Raw genomic sequence first — 16,737 nt, 5'->3', positions numbered from 1 at the left:
CCCGATGCGCGCTCTACTCGTACTGTTCAGTTTGATGCTGTCGATGTCGCTGTCAGCGGCGGAAAAACTTCAGGTGGTCACCAGCTTCAGCATCCTCGCCGACATGACCCATCAGGTCGGCGGCGAGCATATCCAGATCACCAATATGGTCGGTCCGGACGCCGACGCCCACACCTACGAGCCGACGCCGGATGACGCCAAGGCACTGCTCAGGGCCAAGCTGATCATCAAGAATGGATTGGGTTTTGAGCCATGGCTGGACCGTCTGGTGACCAGCACCGAAACCAAGGCGCCGGTAATCAGTGCGAGTCACGGTGTCATTCCGCGCTCGCTGGATGAAGACGGCGAGACCGTTCCTGACCCTCATGCCTGGCACAACCTGGCGAACACCGAACTGTACATCGCCAACATCACCAAAGCGTTGATCGCCGCCGACCCGGCGAACACCGCCGACTACCAACGCAACAGTCAGGCCTACCTGAAACAGATCTACGCCCTGCTTGCCGAAGCCAAGGCCAAGCTCGGCTCCCTGCCGCCGGGCAATCGAAAAATCGTCACCTCCCATGACGCCTTCGGCTATCTGGGTCAGGCCTACGGGATCGACTTCATGGCACCGCAAGGACTGTCCACCGAACGTGAACCGTCGGCCGCTGAAGTCGCTGCACTGATCACCCAGATTCGCCAAGCCAAGGTCAAAGCGGTGTTCATGGAAAACATCAAGGACGCCCGCCTGCTGAAACAGATTGCCGATGAAAGCGGCGCGCAGATCGGTGGCACGTTGTACTCCGATGCACTCGCCGCCACCGGGCCGGCCAGCACCTTTGCCGGGCTGTTCGAATACAACCTCAACACCCTCTACCAAGCGTTGAGCAAACCATGATCCGCAAGAACCCTTCAGGGGATTTGCCGCAAATTGCGGAGTCCGCCTACGTAGATAAGACCGCCATCATTTGCGGCAAAGTGCTGATTGGAGAGAACGTCTTCGTCGGTCCTTACGCGGTGATTCGCGCCGACGAAGTAGACGCCAGCGGTGAGATGGAGCCGATCACCATCGGCGCCAACTCGAACATCCAGGACGGTGTGGTCATTCATTCCAAGTCCGGCGCCGCCGTCACCATCGGCGAGTTCAGTTCGATCGCCCATCGCTCCATTGTGCATGGCCCCTGCACCGTGGGTGACCGGGTGTTCATCGGCTTCAACAGTGTGCTGTTCAATTGCGCGGTCGGTGATGGTTGCGTCGTGCGGCATAACTCGGTGGTCGACGGTCGCGACTTGCCCGATGACTTCTACGTCCCCTCCACCACCCGCATCGGACCGAACACCGACCTGTCGCAGTTCCCCCTTGTCAGCGTCAGCGCCTCGGAGTTTTCCGAAGACGTGGCGCGCACCAACGTCGACCTGGTGCGCGGTTACAAAGCGCTGCAAAACGAGTTCTGACCATGACCAGTGTGCTGATTCGCAATGCCCGGCTGGTGAACGAAGGCCGTGAGTTCGAGGGAGATCTGCTGGTCAGCAATGGTCGAATCGTGAAGATCGCCAGCAGCATCCAGGGTGAAGATGCCGACGTGGAAATCGATGCCGACGGTCAATGGCTGCTACCCGGAATGATCGACGACCAAGTGCACTTTCGCGATCCCGGCGCACCGCACAAGGGCAGTTTCTACACGGAATCGAGGGCCGCGGTGGCTGGGGGAATCACCAGTTTCATGGACATGCCCAACACCCGTCCGGCGACCCTGACCCTCGCAGACCTGGCTGACAAGCAGCGGCGCGCGGCGATCAGTTCAGTGGCCAATTACGGTTTCCATTTCGGCGTCAGCAATGACAACCTCGACACCATCGCAGCGCTCAACCCTTGCGAAGTGGCCGGCGTCAAAGTGTTCATGGGCGCCTCCACGGGCAACATGCTGGTCGATGATCCTCGGATTCTGGAGCGGTTATTCGCCCAAGTGCCGACGATTCTGTTGGCCCATTGCGAGCACACGCCCAGCATCGAGGCCAACGACGCAAACCTTCGAGACCTGTTCGGCGAACACATTCCTGCGGCCGCCCATCCATTGATCCGCAACGCCGAGGCGTGCTTTCGTTCGTCCTCGATGGCCGTGGACCTGGCCAAGCGGCATGGCACGCGATTGCATGTGTTGCACCTGACCACCGCCCGCGAACTGGCGCTGTTTGAAGACAAGCCGCTGGCCCACAAACGCATTACCGCCGAAGTGTGCCTGCACCACTTGCTGTTCGATGATCGGGACTACTCCAGCCTCGGTAATCTGATCAAGTGCAACCCGGCCATCAAGTCTCAAGCCGACCGCGATGCATTGCGCCAGGCACTGCACAGCCATCGACTCGATGTGATCGGCAGCGACCACGCGCCGCACACGTGGGCGGAGAAACAACAGCCTTATCATCAGGCTCCTTCCGGCCTGCCGCTGGTGCAACACGCCCTGCCCGCGTTGCTGGAATTAATGGCTGACAAAGTCCTGCCGATAACCACCCTCGTGGCCAAGACCAGTCACCGCGTAGCCGATTTGTTCGCTATTCCCGACCGCGGTTATCTGCGCGAGGGCTATTGGGCCGACCTCGTTCTGATCAAATCCGAACCCGATGGCGTTGCCGTTTCCCAGCAGCCCATCCTGTCTCAATGCGGCTGGACGCCTTTCGCCCGGCAGCGTTTTCGTCACAGTGTCAGCACCACGCTGGTGTCCGGGCAAATTGCCTGGCACGACAAACGTCTTAATGACAACTGTCAGGGATTACCATTACGGTTTATGCGCTAGCGCGTAATACAGAAGCACTCGAGAGCATCACCATGATTCAGATCCGCCTGCCCGATGGTTCATTGCGTGAATACGATCAGCCATTGTCCGTGTACGAACTCGCCGCGAGCATCAGCCCCGCGCTGGCCAAAGCGGCGGTGGCCGGTCGGGTGGACGGCGTGTTGGTGGACTGCGAATACGTGATCAGAGGCGATGCTCGGGTCAACATCGTCACGCCTCAAGAACCCGATGGCCTGGAGATTCTTCGACGCTCTTGTGCATTGATACTGGCGATGGCGGTCAAGCAACTTCATCCCCATGTTCAGCTGCAGGCCGGGTCGGCGCTGGGGGATGGTTTCTTCTGCGGGTTTACCCTCAATCAATCGTTAACCCGCGACGACCTGCCGCTGATCGAAGCCCGCATGCAGCTGCTGGCCGCGACCAACCACTCAATCCGCCGCCGAGCCTCGAAGGCAGAAGATCGACGGTCGCTATACCGCCTGGGAGACTTCGAGCATTTAACGGCAGGCCCACAGGTTCCAGCCACGAAGGTGTTGCAGGCGTTTTCCCTCGACTACATCAGCGGTACGTCTGAACAACGGGTCTACGGCACGTGTTGGTCTTGCCAACAGGAACTGGACAGCTGGCGAGCACCGCCCCTGGTCATGATTGTCAGCATGGCGGAGCGCCAGGCGAGTTATGTCCAGTCGGTGACCGAGGCATTGCGCCGAAGCGGTGTGCACGTCCATGTGGATCTGCGCCATGAAAAGGTCCGCCACAAGATTCGTGAGCACGGTCAAAAAGTGCCGTACCTGATGGTCGTGGGCGAGAAGGAACAGGAAGGAGAGTTCGTCAGTTTGCGCAGCGGTGCGGGCGAGGATTTCGGCAGGATGGGTATTGAGGCAGCGTGTCAGTGGCTGAATCAAGCCCGCTCCCGCACAAGCGTGTAGGGAGCGGGCGTAACGACGAAGGTCTTAAGCGCGAGGCTTGACCGTTCCGCAATCCTGTCCCAGCCACACGGCACGACTTTCCAGGCTGCCCTTTTGATTAATGCCGGTAGCGTTGAAAGTGCCGTTGACCTTGGTGGTGAACTCACGGTCGCTGAGGAAAGTAGCCACACCGGCGCCTTGCGCTTTCGGACAGCTGAAACGGAATTTCCACTGGTTACCAGAGCGATCAGTGATTTCCTGCTTGCAGCCCGATTGCGGGTCGGTCAGTGGAATATTGTCGGTCTTCACCTGCTCCGGTGTCAGGCACGCCCGAATCCCTTTGCCGCCCATGGTGATGCCCTGTTTCTCCAATTGTGCGCGCTGTTCCGGGGTCATCTGGCTCTGTAACTGCCCGAGGATCAGTTGCAAGTCCGGCAGGTTCTGGTCATCGACCTTCATGTTGCTGGTGGTCAATTCCCATAACCCCGGTTGCAGCATCTGTGCCTGAGCCGCCACCGGAAGTGACAAACCAACAGCCATGGCCAAACCCAGCAGACGAACGTTCATCGAGTAACTCCTGATCAGTTGTGGCCGTTAGACGCCGGGCATCGGCTTCGGTTCATGGGCCAATTAAATAGCGACATTCTGCACGGAACATGGTCTGTTAAGCACTGAATCTTCAGGAGCAAGGCTGCCCCATGGATTACTTTGGACCGCACATTTTCGGCTACACCATTGCACTGCTTCACACGCTGGGCCTGATTGCTGCCATTCACGCCGTGCTCACCGTCCGCACCGCCCAGGGATCGATTGCCTGGGCGCTTTCGTTGGTGTTTATTCCTTATCTCACGCTCATCCCCTATCTGGTCTTCGGCCGCAGTACCTTTGATGGCTACATCAAGGCGCGGCGCCAGGCCAACGAAGAGATGCGCAAAGCCATCTCCGAGCTCAACTGGCGCCCCTGGGTCGAGGAGGCGCTGACCGCTCGTGCTTCCAACGCCTACGCGTCGTTGCGGGCGATGCCGAAACTGGGCCGCATGCCGTGCCTGGCGAACAACGAAGTGCATTTGTTGATCAATGGCCAAGCCACCTTTGATTCGATTTTCGAGGCTATCAGCCAGGCGAAAGAAGCCGTGCTGATTCAGTTTTTTATCATCCACGATGATCGTCTCGGCCAACGCCTGCAAACCCTGCTGCTGGAAAAAGCGGCCGAAGGCGTCGCGATTTACTTGCTGTACGACCGCATTGGCAGCCACTCCCTGCCCCACAGCTACGTGCAACCGTTGCGCGATGCCGGCGTCGAAGTCAAAGCGTTCGCCACTCGCAGTGGCTGGCTCAATCGCTTCCAGGTGAATTTCCGCAACCATCGCAAGATCGTGGTGGTCGATGGTGTCCTGGGATTCGTGGGTGGACATAACGTTGGCGACGAATACATGGGCGAGAAACCACCGCTCGCGCCTTGGCGAGATACCCATGTTCGAGTCCGCGGTCCGGTGGTGGCCTGCATGCAGGAGTCTTTTGCCGAAGACTGGTTCTGGGCTGCACGGTCGTTGCCGCCGCTGATCCTGCCGGATGTGTATCCGGACGACGGCGTGCTTTGCCAATTGCTGGCGAGCGGCCCGGCGGATTCCTACGAAACCTGTTCATTGTTCTTCGTCGAAGCCATCCATGCCGCGACCGAGCGGGTGTGGATCACCAGCCCCTACTTCATCCCCGACGAAGCGGTGTTTGCCGCACTCAGGCTGGCAGTGCTGCGCGGTGTCGATGTGCGTCTATTGCTGCCCTCGCGTCCGGACCACCGTATCGTCTATGCAGCCTCCAGCCTCTATGCCTTCGAGGCCGTTCGCGCGGGGGTGCGGGTGTTCCGCTACGAGCCCGGTTTCCTGCATCAGAAAGTGGTATTGATCGACAATGAAATCAGCGCCATCGGCAGTGCCAACCTGGACAACCGCTCGTTCCGGCTTAACTTCGAAGTGATGTTGTTGACGGTCGACAGCGCATTTGCCGCCGAGGTGGAGCAGATGCTCAACGAAGACTTCAATCAGGCCCATGAAATCGCCAAGGAAGAAAGCCGGGAGACCCACCGCCTGCAACAGATCGGCATGCGGGTCGCCCGGCTTATTTCACCGATTCTCTAAGGGTTGTAGATGTCGTCGCGGGTCCATGGCAATTCATGGCTGCCATCGGGGTGGGCTTTGACCGCGAGGATCTGGTGCAGGTTGATCCAGCCCCGGGCAAACGCATAAGCGCATCCCGCCAGGTACAGCCGCCAGATCCGTAGGGCCTGCTCCGGCACTTGCCTGGACGCCGCTTCCAGATTGTCTTCCAGGCGTTCACTCCAGTGGTCCAGGGTACGCGCGTAGTGCAGGCGCAGGCTCTCGACGTCGACGATCTCCAAACCTGCTTCACTGATTTCGGCCGAGATCATCGACAGGTGCGGCAGCTCGCCGTTGGGGAACACGTATTTCTCAATGAAGTCGCCGGCACCGCGTCCCACCGGACGGCCGTCGGTGTGTTTGGCGGTGATCCCGTGGTTCATCACCAGGCCGCCTTCTTTCACCGCGCCGAACAAGGTTTTGCAGTACTCAGCCAGATTCGCGTGGCCGACGTGTTCGAACATGCCGACACTGACCACTTTGTCGAAGCGCCCATCTTGAGGCAGGTCGCGGTAGTCGAGCAGTTGCAGCTCGACCAGATCCTCCAGACCTTCCTCTTTCACGCGTTCACGGGCCAGGGCGAGTTGTTCTTTGCTGAGCGTAATGCCGAATACCCTGGCGCCGAACTCCCGCGCCGCGTACCGCGCCAGTCCGCCCCAACCGCAACCGACGTCCAGCAAATATTCACCCGGCTGCAACCGCAACTTGCGGCACAAATGACGGAATTTGGCTTGTTGCGCCTGCTCCAGGGTTTCACTACCGGTCTCGAAGTACGCACAGGAATACGCCATGTCACTGTCTAGCCACAGCTGGTAAAACGCATTGGACAGGTCGTAGTGATAGGAGATGGCTTTGGCGTCGGTTTCCTTGTCGTGGACGGTACGAACCGGTTGATTGTCGTCGTTTTCGTCCAGCATCGCCTGACTCCACTCATCGCAGACGCGGATAACGTCGCTGATGGAGCCTTCCAGCTCAAGTCTACCCTCGACAAACGCCGCTCCGAGCGCGTCCAGGCTTGGATGGGTGAACTGGGTAACCATTTGTGGGTCCTTGACCACAATCGTGACGCTGGGCGTCGGCCCCAGATTGAATTCATGGCCGTCCCAGAGTCGCAGGCGTAGCGGTAGCTGCAGATTCTGTAAGGCCGGTGGAAGATGCGCGAGCATGGAGTGTTCCCCTGGTTTCAGACGTCTGATGTGAGGGTAGACCATCCTGGAAAATTAGCTGGCTATCGAATTAATAGCCGACTTCTATGATTTGCCACGCTGCAACCAACCATCGTGAATCCACTGCTTGAGCCATGTCACAGCTTGAAGTGGTGCGCCCTCTCCATAGATGACTGTCAATTCGGAGCACAGTTCAGCAAAATTCCATCCCTGTTCAAACAGTCCTTTTAGAGCGTTGGCCTCTTCAGGTTCCAGGCTTCGATAGTGGCAAACCAGATCATTTCGACAGATCACCACAACGCTGGGAGCGTCGAGTCCCGTACTGCCAGGGAACTGCGTTTCATCCTTGGCTGATCGCCAAAGCGCCACACTGTTGAAAGCACATTCAAGCCATTGCAGCGAAGGACTGGGGCTGACTCGCAGCGTCGGCCAGTCGTGCGGCGCCAGCTCCGCCATGTCCTGCATCGTCAACGGCGTTCCCGGTGGCGCATCGAATGCCAGCGTGAAAGCCCACTCCAGAGCGGCGAGTTCGGCCAGTGGTGCACTTTGCTCTTGCACCAAGTGCTGGCGAATAAACGCTTTGAAGCCTTCGCCGAACCAGCGAAGGCTGTAGTGAGCCGAGGGATTTTGACGGATGTACGTGGCGGCGAGCCGTTCGAACTCGTCGTCACCTAGCCAGTTAAGGACTGCGGGATAGTCGCCGCGCAGCACTTCCTGCAGCCGGGCTTGGTAAGCGTTGTGATAAATCGCCAGCCCCGTGCAGACATCCAGCGTCGGGCCACCCATCAGGCTTGAGCCCAGCGCCAAGTCAGCTACCGAAGACTCTCCCGACAGGTAACGCTCAAAGGACTGTTGCCATTCGTTCAGGCGCATTTGTGCCTCCGGGCCAGCACGCTCTCGCCCAGCTCCCGGGCTTTTTGCAGTTCAGTGAGCAGTTCTGCAAACGGCGGAAAATGGTCATCGCGCTCCAGCAGCGTAGCAACAGGACCGAGGTAATCGAGGGTTCGTTGGTAAAGCGCCCAGACCGGATCGCTGACGGGATGGTCATGGGTGTCGATGACGTAATCGCCGTAATCGCTATGGCCGGCCAGGTGGAGCTGGCGAATCCTGTTCGCCGGCAAACCTTGAATGAAGGTCCACGGATCGAAGCCATGATTGCGTGAGCTGACATAGACATTGTTGACGTCCAGCAACAGCTCGCAATCGCTCAGCTGACTCAAGGCGCGAAGAAATTCCCACTCGCTGAAATCATCGCCGGCACTGCGCACATAGCTGGAGACGTTCTCCAATACCAAGGGGCGCTGCAAAACGTCTTGCACCTGGCGCACTCGACCTGCCACGTAATACAGGCTTTCTTCGGTGTACGGTAATGGCAACAAATCATGCAACTGATGGGCGTTGCCACGGCTCCAGCACAAGTGATCGGAAATCCACGCCGGTTTGACGCGATCAGCCAGCCGTTTGAGCTGTTGCAGATAGCCCGGATCGAGAGCATGCGGCCCGCCAATGGACAGCGACACACCATGCATCACCAGCGGATAACGCTCGGCGATGGCATCAAGGTAGTAGAGGGCTTTGCCGCCCTGCACCATGAAGTTTTCGGAGACAACTTCGAACCAGTCCACGGCCGGCGACTGATCAAGAATCTGTTGGTAGTAGGCACTGCGCAAACCCAGGCCATAACCCAGACAAGGAAGGGATGCAGACATTTGCGGACTCCTCGCAAAAAAGCCGCAGTGGCCATGGGTAGCCACTGCGGCGCCAAGCGGCGGTCGGTTATTCGCCGACCTTGCCGCCCGCTTTCATGCATTCGGCCTGAGTCATCGCCTTGAAGCCGTGCCCTTTGCAGACGCCCTGACCCTTGCAGGCGTTTTCTGCGGTTTTGCAATCGTTCATGCCTTTGCAGGAAGTCACGCCGTAGCAGTGAACCTGAGCCGCGTCGGCGGCTTGGGCCTGCGTGGCAACACCGGCAAACAAGGTTGCAGCGGCGAAGGCGAGAGCGGCACCAGCGGTAGCGGATTTGAAGTTCATTTTTGTATCCTCGGTGATCGTCAGGGTTGTCGGCTGGAACGTTGTTCAGTCCCGACACAGCACTAGAGAGCGCGGCCCCAACGGCGTTACAGAGGCATGCAAAAAAAATTCAGATCGTTCAACTCTCGTCTTTGAGCTTGAGCAAAGGCTCCTGAAAGCGCAGCAAACGCCCAGCGTTGCCCAGTACCAGCAACGTGCTCAAGTTATGCAGCAACGCCGCAATCATCGCGCCCGCCGCACCGAGCCAGCCAAACGCAGCGAAGGCCACAATCGCCAGGGTCCAGCCCAAACCGATGATCACATTGACCTGTAAGGTCTGGCGACATTGGCGACTCAGACGCACACAGGTGCCGAGCCGACGCAGATCGCTGCCGATCAATACAATGTCAGCCGAGGCCAGCGCAATGTCCGCCCCACCCGCGCCCATGGCCACACCGACGACACCGGCCTTGAGCGCCAGGGAGTCGTTGATCCCGTCCCCGACCACCATCGGCCGAAAGCCGCTGCCGATTTCCTTGAGCACGCGATTAAGCTTGTCCTCCGGCAACGCCTGCGCCTCGACATCGCTGATGCCGACATCGCGGGCCAGCGTATGCGCGACGCTCTGCCGATCCCCGGTGAGCAGCAACTGCCGACCCAGGCCCAGTTCTCGCAACTCATTCAGGGCAAATCGCGCCTCGGGTTTGACACTGTCGGCCAGTAACAGCCAGGCGAGAAATTCACCTTTAAGCGCCAGCCCGGCAATCGGACCGTCGTGCTCAGGAACCGCCGACGTGGCAATGCCCAATTGCGCGAACAACTCCGGACGACCGAGGGCGGCCTCACCCTGTTCAGTCATCGCTACCACGCCCAATCCCTGGCGCTCATGGATGTCCGACAGCAACAGGAAATGCTCCTGCGTGACCAGCCCGGCGAGCGCACGACTGACCGGATGACTGCTGGCGGATCCGAGGCTGGCGGCCAGTTTCAGAACATGACTGCGGTCTTCCAGCGGACTGTCGATCGACTGCAGGCGCAGGGTGCCGAACGTCAGCGTACCCGTCTTATCGACCACCAGCGAAGTGAGGTCCGCCAGCTCTTCAAGGAACGCCGAACTGCGAATCAGAATGCCGTGCCGCGCCGCCACCGCCACCCCGGCAATGGCCGTTGCCGGTGCCGACAACACCAGTGCACAGGGACACGCCGCAACCAGCACCGCGAGCATTGCCTGAGCGTCATTGGTGACAAACCACGTCACTGCCGCCAGCAGTAGAACCAACACCATGTAGCTGCCAGCGTAACGCTCCAACAAACGAGTAATCGGCGGCTTGGAACGCTCGGCGCTTTGCATCAGCGCGATGACTTTACCCAGGGTCGACTCGTTGCCGGTGCGGGTCACTTCAATGCGCAGCAGCCCATCGAGGTTGATCGCACCGCCGAACACCGGCATGCCCACGGCGGCTTCCATCGGCACCGATTCCCCGGTAATCGAAGCGGTATCGAGGCTCGCCTGACCGGACAACACCCGACCGTCCGCCGGTACGCGATCACCGGCCCGCACCTCGACCAGATCGCCGGCCTTGAGGGTGCTGTTGTCGACTTCGAGGATCGAACCATCCAACTGCACCTTGCGCGCATGGCTGCGGGTCAGTTTGCCAAGCGCATGAATCGCCTCCTGAGAACCGATCACGCTACGCTCTTCCAGCACGTGGCCGAAGATCATGATGATCGGCAACAACGCGGCGGTCAGTAGATCACCCGTGGCCCAGGCACCCAGCATGGCGAGTGCGATCAACTGGTCGGTGATCCCGTGCAAGCTTGGGTAACGCAGGCTGTACCACGCCGAACGCATGACCGGCACGGCCACCAACAGCGAAGCAAAGCCAAGCAGCAATTGACTGACGCCGGTCTGTTCCGGTGACAGCCAGCGCCAGATCAGACCGAGCCCGAGCAAGCCCAGTGCGAGCATGGCCAGCGTCAGTTGGCGAGCGGCGCTGCGTTGTTCGGCCGAGGACAACATGCTCGGTGCGGCGGCGGATTGCGCGGTCATTGTGCAGCTCCCTGAATGATCAGGCGGGAATCGTCTTTCGGATCAACCGTGGTCACGGAACCGGCCTGACCAAGAATTTTCGGCATCCGTTCGCGGTAAATACGCAGCAGCATTTGCGGGTCGGTGCCCTGCTGTTGAGCCGTGGCCAGACTCAGGACGGTGGCGGTGTCGGCAGACGCTTTTGCCAGTCGTTCGCTGGCTTGGGCATGGGCCACTTGCAACGTTCGATCCGCTTGTTCGTTAGCGGCCTGAGTTGCCTTCTCGGCTTCGGTACGTGCGTTCGCCACGGCTTTGTCGGCTTGTTGACTCGCGGTCAGTACCGCGTTGAAGGCGTTAACCGCAGGGCCGGGCAAACTCGATTGCACGTCGACTCGGGCGACTTCGATGCCCAAGCCCTGCCCTGTTGCCCTCAGTTCGGCCAACCGCTGATTGATGCCCTGCACCAGATCACCGCGCAGACGTTCACGGCGTTCGGCAGCCTGATTGTCGGCGCCGATCAGCTCCGGACGCGCCACCAAAATGGTGTCCAGATCTCGCGCGGCGGTCAGGGCCACGGCACTGCGGGTGACCAACCGATCCAGCGCGGGCAGCACATGTTCACCTTGCAGCACGAACGCATAGGGCTCGGTGACTTTGTAGAACACCCGCACATCGAGTTGCACCACGCCGGCATCACCCGTCAGCAAATAGCCGGACCCGGCGAGTGCATCACTGAGCGGTGTGGCGAACGTGGCCACGCGATCAGCCTGCAAGGCGACATCACTGCGCAACAGGTTTTCCACCCGGCGTTCTATGACCCGATCAGCGGCGGGCAGTAAAACCACCTGCTCAAACGGTCGCGGCCACGCCAGTAATAAACCGGCATTCTGAATGCGATCCAGCGCCCCGAAATGCAGAACCACTGCGCGATTCTGTGGATCAATCTGCCGCACATTGGAGAACGCCCAAGCCAATGCAGCCAGAACCGTTACGGCATACAGCGCCAGAAAAGCCAGGCGTCCGGCCTGAATCCAGGGACTGCTTAACTCATGTGTTCCACGTGGAACTAAACTCATGGCTGCGACCCGGACTTGTTTTCGAGGGTCTGCGGGCCGTCAACCAACACCCGGAACGGCGCGGCATCGGTGCGCAATATCAGTTTGGTGCCCGGCGAAACAATGGTGCCCAAGGTGTCGAGGGAGCGCAGCAAGTTGTAGAGCTGCGGAGATCCGGCGTACGCACGGCCGTAAATCTGTGCTGCTTCGACCCGCGATTGAGCTTCGATGTCAGCCGCCTTTACCGTTGCATCGGCCTGCACAACTCGCGCATCCCGCTCGGCAGCGGACCGGATTTGCGCAGCTTCACGCTTGCCGATTGCGGTGCGTTCGGTCGCAATTGTTTCACGCTCGGCGCGCATGCGATCAACCGTGGCAGTGAGCGTTACCGACGGCAGGGTCAAACGTTCGATGCCGACTTGCAGCACGCGCACGCCATAAGTGGTGAGCAATTGCTGATCGATCTGCTGCCGCAGTTGCGCCTCAAAGTCGGCAATGTGCACTTGATTCGCATCGGTATTAACCAGGTTTGCCAAATCAAAACTGCTGGCCGTGGTTTCCAGCGCGGAGCCGACAAACGTGCGGATCTGCCGTGCCGCTTCATCCGGCTGGTTTTGCACGGCGCGCATGAAGCGTTGCACGTTGTCCGGATCGCCCTGCACCTGCCACGCCACGTAGGCCTGAACGATGATGCGCAAACCGTCGCGGGTGCCGACATCCTGCAAACCACTGGAAGTGGTCCGTAGCCGCAAGTCGACAGGAATGGCCGCTTCAAACGGTGCCGGCCAGCGCCAGCCAAGACCCGGCTCCAGCAATACTCGCGATGGATTGCCGAAGCGCGTGATCACGGTGGCCTCCCCCGAGCGCACCTGGACCAGGCTGGCGGCAGCGATGGCAAACGCCACGAGCAACGCCGCCCAGCCCATGCGCCGCCATGGGAACGGGCCGGCCTCTTGTGGATCGCCGTGGTGATGATGGTGGTGCCCGTGGTGATGCCCATGTCCGCCATGGCCGTGATCGTGGCCGGCGTGGTCATCGTGATCGTGTGTGTGCGACTGGCTCAATGGGTAGCTCCTGGCTGGGCGCTCGTACGCGGCGACGCAGGATCAGCCGGCAGCGTGAATGTACGGAGGTCGATGGTCGGCGCATTACTGCTGCCACCCAGACGATGATCAAGAATCAGCAGCTTGGCGTTGGCCAGGCCCTGGCTCAGTTGGCTGAGGTATTGTTCGAGCACAAAGGCTTGGCCGGCGCTGGCGTAAGCTTTCCGTTCGGCGTTGAATTTCAGGTCTGCCGCCTGGGCCGTGGCGTTGATTTCATGCGCGCTGGCGGTCGCTTGGTCGCGGGCAATGCTGGCCTGCAGTTGCGCCTGGTTGGACGCCTCCGCAGCCGCACCGCGTTCCCGCGAGATCAAGGCTTGCGCGCCAATCTGCGCAGCCTGCACACCGTGATAGGCATTGGCGGCGCCGGCCGGTGGGTGAATCGCCTCGACCACGGTGGCGAGAATTTCCACACCGCTATTGAGTTTCCGCAAGTCAGCCTGCACTGCCCGGCCGATCTCTTCAGCGAGCCCTACCCTGTCCTCGCCGAGCAAACCGTCGAGGGTTCGCGAGGCGAAGTCATGCACCAGAATCCGGCTGGCGGTACTGCGAATCAGCGTCGGCACGTCCGCGCTGTTGTAGGTGGCCGCCAGCGCCGCTTGATCGGTCAGGCCGATGCGATAGACAAAACGCACGTCCATGTTGACGATCTGGAAGCTCTGTTTGTCGGCGCGACTGCTGGCGATGACCTGGGATTTATCGTTCACGTGGCTGGCGTCCCATAGCCGATTGGCAATCGCCGGCGCCGGGCCTTCGGCAGGCTCGGGCACGACCGGTGTCGACGCTTCGCCAACACTGGTAGCCAACTCGTGAACTACGCCATTTTCAATATTCAGCACGCGCCCCAACGGCCACGGCAAACCAGCGTGCAAGCCAGGTCCAAACACCTCCACCGGTTTGCCGAAACGCTCGTAGATGCCCCGCCCTTGCAACGGTATTTCGTGAATACCGGTAAGTGACCAGCCGACAAAGGCAATCACCGCCAGCACCGGCAAAAACGCCCGGCGCATGTAAGTGAAGGCCCAGATCTGCCGCAAGTCGATGCCAAAACGGTTGTGCAGTTCGTGTTGCAACGCAAGCAGCGGTTGCGGCGGCCAGCGCAGCATGTCGGCGACAAAACTGCGCGCCAGCAACGTCGGTTCCAGTTGTTCACGCTTCGGGCTGAACAGCGACAACACCGCACGCAGTAGCAACTCGACCGCGACCAGCCCCGGCAGCAAACCGATCAGCACCGCCAATCGCACCGGCCATACCGAGGTTTCACTGGCGAACAACAGACACAACGCGCCGATCACCAGGCAAATGATTGCCACCCGCGTCAATTGCGCCAACGGCCCGGCTTCGGGCCATTGAGCGATGTTTTCCTGGGCCAGTTGCCGCTCGACCACCAGCAGACCAAACGCCAGCAGCAATGCCAGCGCCGCGCCGACGCTGGCCGATAACCCCAGCGCGGCGGGCGGTAATGCGAGGTTCCAGAACTGACTGATGCTGAACAACGTCAACAGCGCCCAACCGCCGAGCCAGAGCGTTGGCGCGCCGATCTGGCCAAGCATTCTCATCGAGCCCTGACTGAGTCGCTCCAGCAGCCGCTCATACCACCCTTGCGGTGCAACGGCTTCTTCGACCACGACCACGGACAGCGGCGGGTCCATCGCCTGCGTTCGCCACCGGGTCACCCACCAGGCGGATTGCAGACCGGCGACCAGCACCAGTAAAGCGGCGCTCTGACTCACCAACAACGCGCCCCACAATGACTGCGGCGCAAACAACCCGACAAACAACGCCAGCACCAGCCCGGCCGCTGCCAAAGCACTCAGGCCAATGGCGAACTGGCGCAATCGCCGCCCCTGAAAGAGCGCCTGCTGAAAGCGCGGCAGCCCTGCTACCTGCGCGCCATCGACTTCGAGATCGACTTGCATACCACCCCAGTGCTTATTCAATGCGGACATCGCGTTTCGTTACGATATAACGAAAACGGTGAAATTTTTGTACTAAATCCTGCTATCTAAAGGCGCTGAACCTGTCTCTTGGCTGAAGCCTTGACCGAAACTGCGATAAACGCTCATATTACGCTCGTAATTTTTATCAACTACTACGGTTAACCAGCCCGATCTCTTCACTTCAGGAGTACATCCATGAGCAGCTACGACGTCGTGATTCTGGGCGGTGGCCCCGGTGGTTATAACGCCGCGATTCGTGCCGGCCAGCTAGGCTTGAAAGCGGCCTGCGTCGAAGGTCGCGCGACCCTGGGCGGCACTTGCCTGAACGTCGGCTGCATGCCGTCCAAGGCGCTGTTGCACGCTTCCGAACTCTACGACGCGGCCATGGGCGCGGAATTCGCCAACCTGGGCATCGACGTCAAACCCACCCTCAACCTCGCCCAGATGATGAAACAAAAGGATGAAAGCGTTACCGGGCTGACCAAGGGCATCGAGTTTCTGTTTCGCAAAAACAAAGTCGACTGGATCAAGGGCTGGGGCCACATCGACGGGCCGGGCAAAGTCACGGTCACCGACAGTGCCGGCGGCAAGACCGAGCTGAGCGCCAAGGACATCATCATCGCCACCGGCTCCGAGCCCACTCCCCTGCCGGGCGTCGACATCGATAACCAACGCATTCTCGATTCCACCGGGGCGCTGTCGCTCGCCGAGGTGCCCAAACACCTGGTGGTGATCGGTGCCGGTGTCATTGGCCTGGAACTGGGCTCCGTGTGGCGGCGCCTGGGTGCTCAAGTCACGGTAGTCGAATTTCTCGATCGCATCTGCCCGGGGGTAGACATTGAGGCAGGCAAAACCCTGCAGCGCTCGCTGAGCAAACAGGGCATCACCTTCAAGTTGAGTTCGAAAGTCACCAGCGCCACGTCAACGGCGAGCGGTGTTCAGCTCAGCATTGAACCGGCGGCCGGCGGCACCGCCGAGTGGCTGGAGGCCGATTACGTGCTGGTGTCGATCGGGCGCCGGCCGTACACCCAAGGCCTGGGTCTGGAAAACGTCGGCCTCGTCACGGACAAGCGCGGCATGCTCGCCAACAAGGGTCACCGCACCGAAGCGCCTGGCGTGTGGGTAATCGGTGACGTCACGTCCGGGCCGATGCTCGCCCACAAGGCCGAAGACGAAGCCATGGCCTGCGTGGAACAGATTGTCGGCAAGGCCGGCGAAGTGAATTACAACCTGATTCCCAGCGTGGTCTACACCAAACCGGAGCTGGCCAGCGTCGGCAAGACCGAAGAGCAGCTCAAGGCCGAAGGTCGCGCGTACAAGGTCGGTAAATTCCCGTTCACTGCCAACAGCCGGGCCAAGATCAACCACGAAACCGAAGGCTTCGCCAAAGTGCTGGCCGATGAACGCACGGACGAAATTCTCGGCGTGCATCTCGTAGGCCCGAGCGTCAGTGAAATGATTGGCGAGTATTGCGTGGCGATGGAATTCAGCGCCTCGGCCGAGGACATTGCGCTGACGTGCCATCCACACCCGACACGGTCGGAGGCGTTGCGTCAGGCGGCGATGAATGTGGAGGGGATGGCGACGCAGATGTAA

Annotated in this window: 15 protein-coding genes; 6 read left to right on the top strand and 9 right to left on the bottom strand. The window is 60.2% G+C overall.

The window, feature by feature from the left end:
• Positions 1-4 precede the first annotated feature (4 nt).
• From SB725_RS00870 to SB725_RS00855, 4 genes are read left to right on the top strand one after another with little or no spacing between them, the layout of a single operon-like run.
• Positions 5-880 carry a metal ABC transporter substrate-binding protein gene (locus tag SB725_RS00870; RefSeq protein WP_410921162.1) on the top strand — a complete coding sequence of 292 codons (876 nt, stop codon included), beginning with the start codon at positions 5-7 and terminating at the stop codon, positions 878-880.
• Positions 877-1,437, top strand: coding sequence for a DapH/DapD/GlmU-related protein (locus SB725_RS00865; protein WP_410921160.1), 561 nt, complete (start codon positions 877-879; stop codon positions 1,435-1,437). Before SB725_RS00870 ends, SB725_RS00865 begins: the two co-directional genes overlap by 4 nt.
• A gap of 2 nt (positions 1,438-1,439) precedes the next feature.
• Positions 1,440-2,777: a dihydroorotase gene (locus tag SB725_RS00860; RefSeq protein WP_410921159.1), complete on the top strand. Its 1,338-nt coding sequence runs from the start codon at positions 1,440-1,442 to the stop codon at positions 2,775-2,777.
• Positions 2,778-2,809: 32 nt separating this feature from the next.
• Positions 2,810-3,706, top strand: a complete 897-nt coding sequence (locus tag SB725_RS00855) for a His/Gly/Thr/Pro-type tRNA ligase C-terminal domain-containing protein (RefSeq protein WP_027926250.1) — start codon at positions 2,810-2,812, stop codon at positions 3,704-3,706.
• A gap of 24 nt (positions 3,707-3,730) precedes the next feature.
• Here SB725_RS00855 and SB725_RS00850 read toward each other — a convergent pair whose 3' ends face one another.
• The gene (locus SB725_RS00850) at positions 3,731-4,252 is read right to left on the bottom strand and encodes a DUF3617 domain-containing protein (protein ID WP_027926249.1); all 522 of its coding nucleotides are present in this window, start codon (positions 4,250-4,252) and stop codon (positions 3,731-3,733) included.
• Positions 4,253-4,383: 131 nt separating this feature from the next.
• Between SB725_RS00850 and cls the strand changes: the two genes are divergently transcribed.
• Positions 4,384-5,823 (top strand): cardiolipin synthase, encoded by a 1,440-nt coding sequence (cls, locus tag SB725_RS00845; RefSeq protein WP_027926248.1) that lies wholly within the window; start codon positions 4,384-4,386, stop codon positions 5,821-5,823.
• Here the strand turns inward: cls and cfaB are convergent.
• From cfaB to hflK (SB725_RS00805), 8 genes are all read right to left on the bottom strand, one after another.
• Complete coding sequence (gene cfaB / locus SB725_RS00840) at positions 5,820-7,007, bottom strand: C17 cyclopropane fatty acid synthase CfaB (protein ID WP_027926247.1); 1,188 nt, start codon at positions 7,005-7,007, stop codon at positions 5,820-5,822. The genes cls and cfaB overlap by 4 nt on opposite strands.
• 84 nt (positions 7,008-7,091) lie before the next feature.
• Positions 7,092-7,880 (bottom strand): putative DNA-binding domain-containing protein, encoded by a 789-nt coding sequence (locus SB725_RS00835; RefSeq protein ID WP_410921157.1) that lies wholly within the window; start codon positions 7,878-7,880, stop codon positions 7,092-7,094.
• Positions 7,871-8,716 carry a DUF692 domain-containing protein gene (locus tag SB725_RS00830; RefSeq protein WP_194940508.1) on the bottom strand — a complete coding sequence of 282 codons (846 nt, stop codon included), beginning with the start codon at positions 8,714-8,716 and terminating at the stop codon, positions 7,871-7,873. Before SB725_RS00830 ends, SB725_RS00835 begins: the two co-directional genes overlap by 10 nt.
• Positions 8,717-8,783: 67 nt before the next feature.
• Positions 8,784-9,038: a membrane protein gene (locus tag SB725_RS00825; protein ID WP_027926244.1), complete on the bottom strand. Its 255-nt coding sequence runs from the start codon at positions 9,036-9,038 to the stop codon at positions 8,784-8,786.
• Positions 9,039-9,156: 118 nt separating this feature from the next.
• Positions 9,157-11,067 carry a cation-translocating P-type ATPase gene (locus tag SB725_RS00820; RefSeq protein ID WP_027926243.1) on the bottom strand — a complete coding sequence of 637 codons (1,911 nt, stop codon included), beginning with the start codon at positions 11,065-11,067 and terminating at the stop codon, positions 9,157-9,159.
• Entirely contained in the window at positions 11,064-12,122 is a 1,059-nt protein-coding gene (gene hflK / locus SB725_RS00815; protein ID WP_027926242.1) for a protease modulator HflK, read from the bottom strand. Before hflK (SB725_RS00815) ends, SB725_RS00820 begins: the two co-directional genes overlap by 4 nt.
• A complete protein-coding gene (gene hflC / locus SB725_RS00810) occupies positions 12,119-13,165 on the bottom strand; it encodes a protease modulator HflC (protein WP_410921156.1) in 1,047 nt (348 codons plus the stop codon). The genes hflK (SB725_RS00815) and hflC overlap by 4 nt, the downstream gene beginning before the upstream one ends.
• Positions 13,162-15,120 (bottom strand): protease modulator HflK, encoded by a 1,959-nt coding sequence (gene hflK, locus SB725_RS00805; protein ID WP_410921284.1) that lies wholly within the window; start codon positions 15,118-15,120, stop codon positions 13,162-13,164. The genes hflC and hflK (SB725_RS00805) overlap by 4 nt, the downstream gene beginning before the upstream one ends.
• A gap of 216 nt (positions 15,121-15,336) precedes the next feature.
• Between hflK (SB725_RS00805) and lpdA the strand changes: the two genes are divergently transcribed.
• On the top strand, positions 15,337-16,737 hold the full coding sequence (gene lpdA, locus SB725_RS00800) for a dihydrolipoyl dehydrogenase (protein ID WP_027926239.1): 1,401 nt from the start codon (positions 15,337-15,339) through the stop codon (positions 16,735-16,737).

It is taken from the genome of Pseudomonas sp. SIMBA_041, assembly GCF_046535095.1.
GTDB lineage: Bacteria > Pseudomonadota > Gammaproteobacteria > Pseudomonadales > Pseudomonadaceae > Aquipseudomonas > Aquipseudomonas mucoides.
The sequence above is the reverse complement of the archived record's forward strand: the minus strand, read 5'-3'. Positions and strand labels throughout refer to the sequence as shown.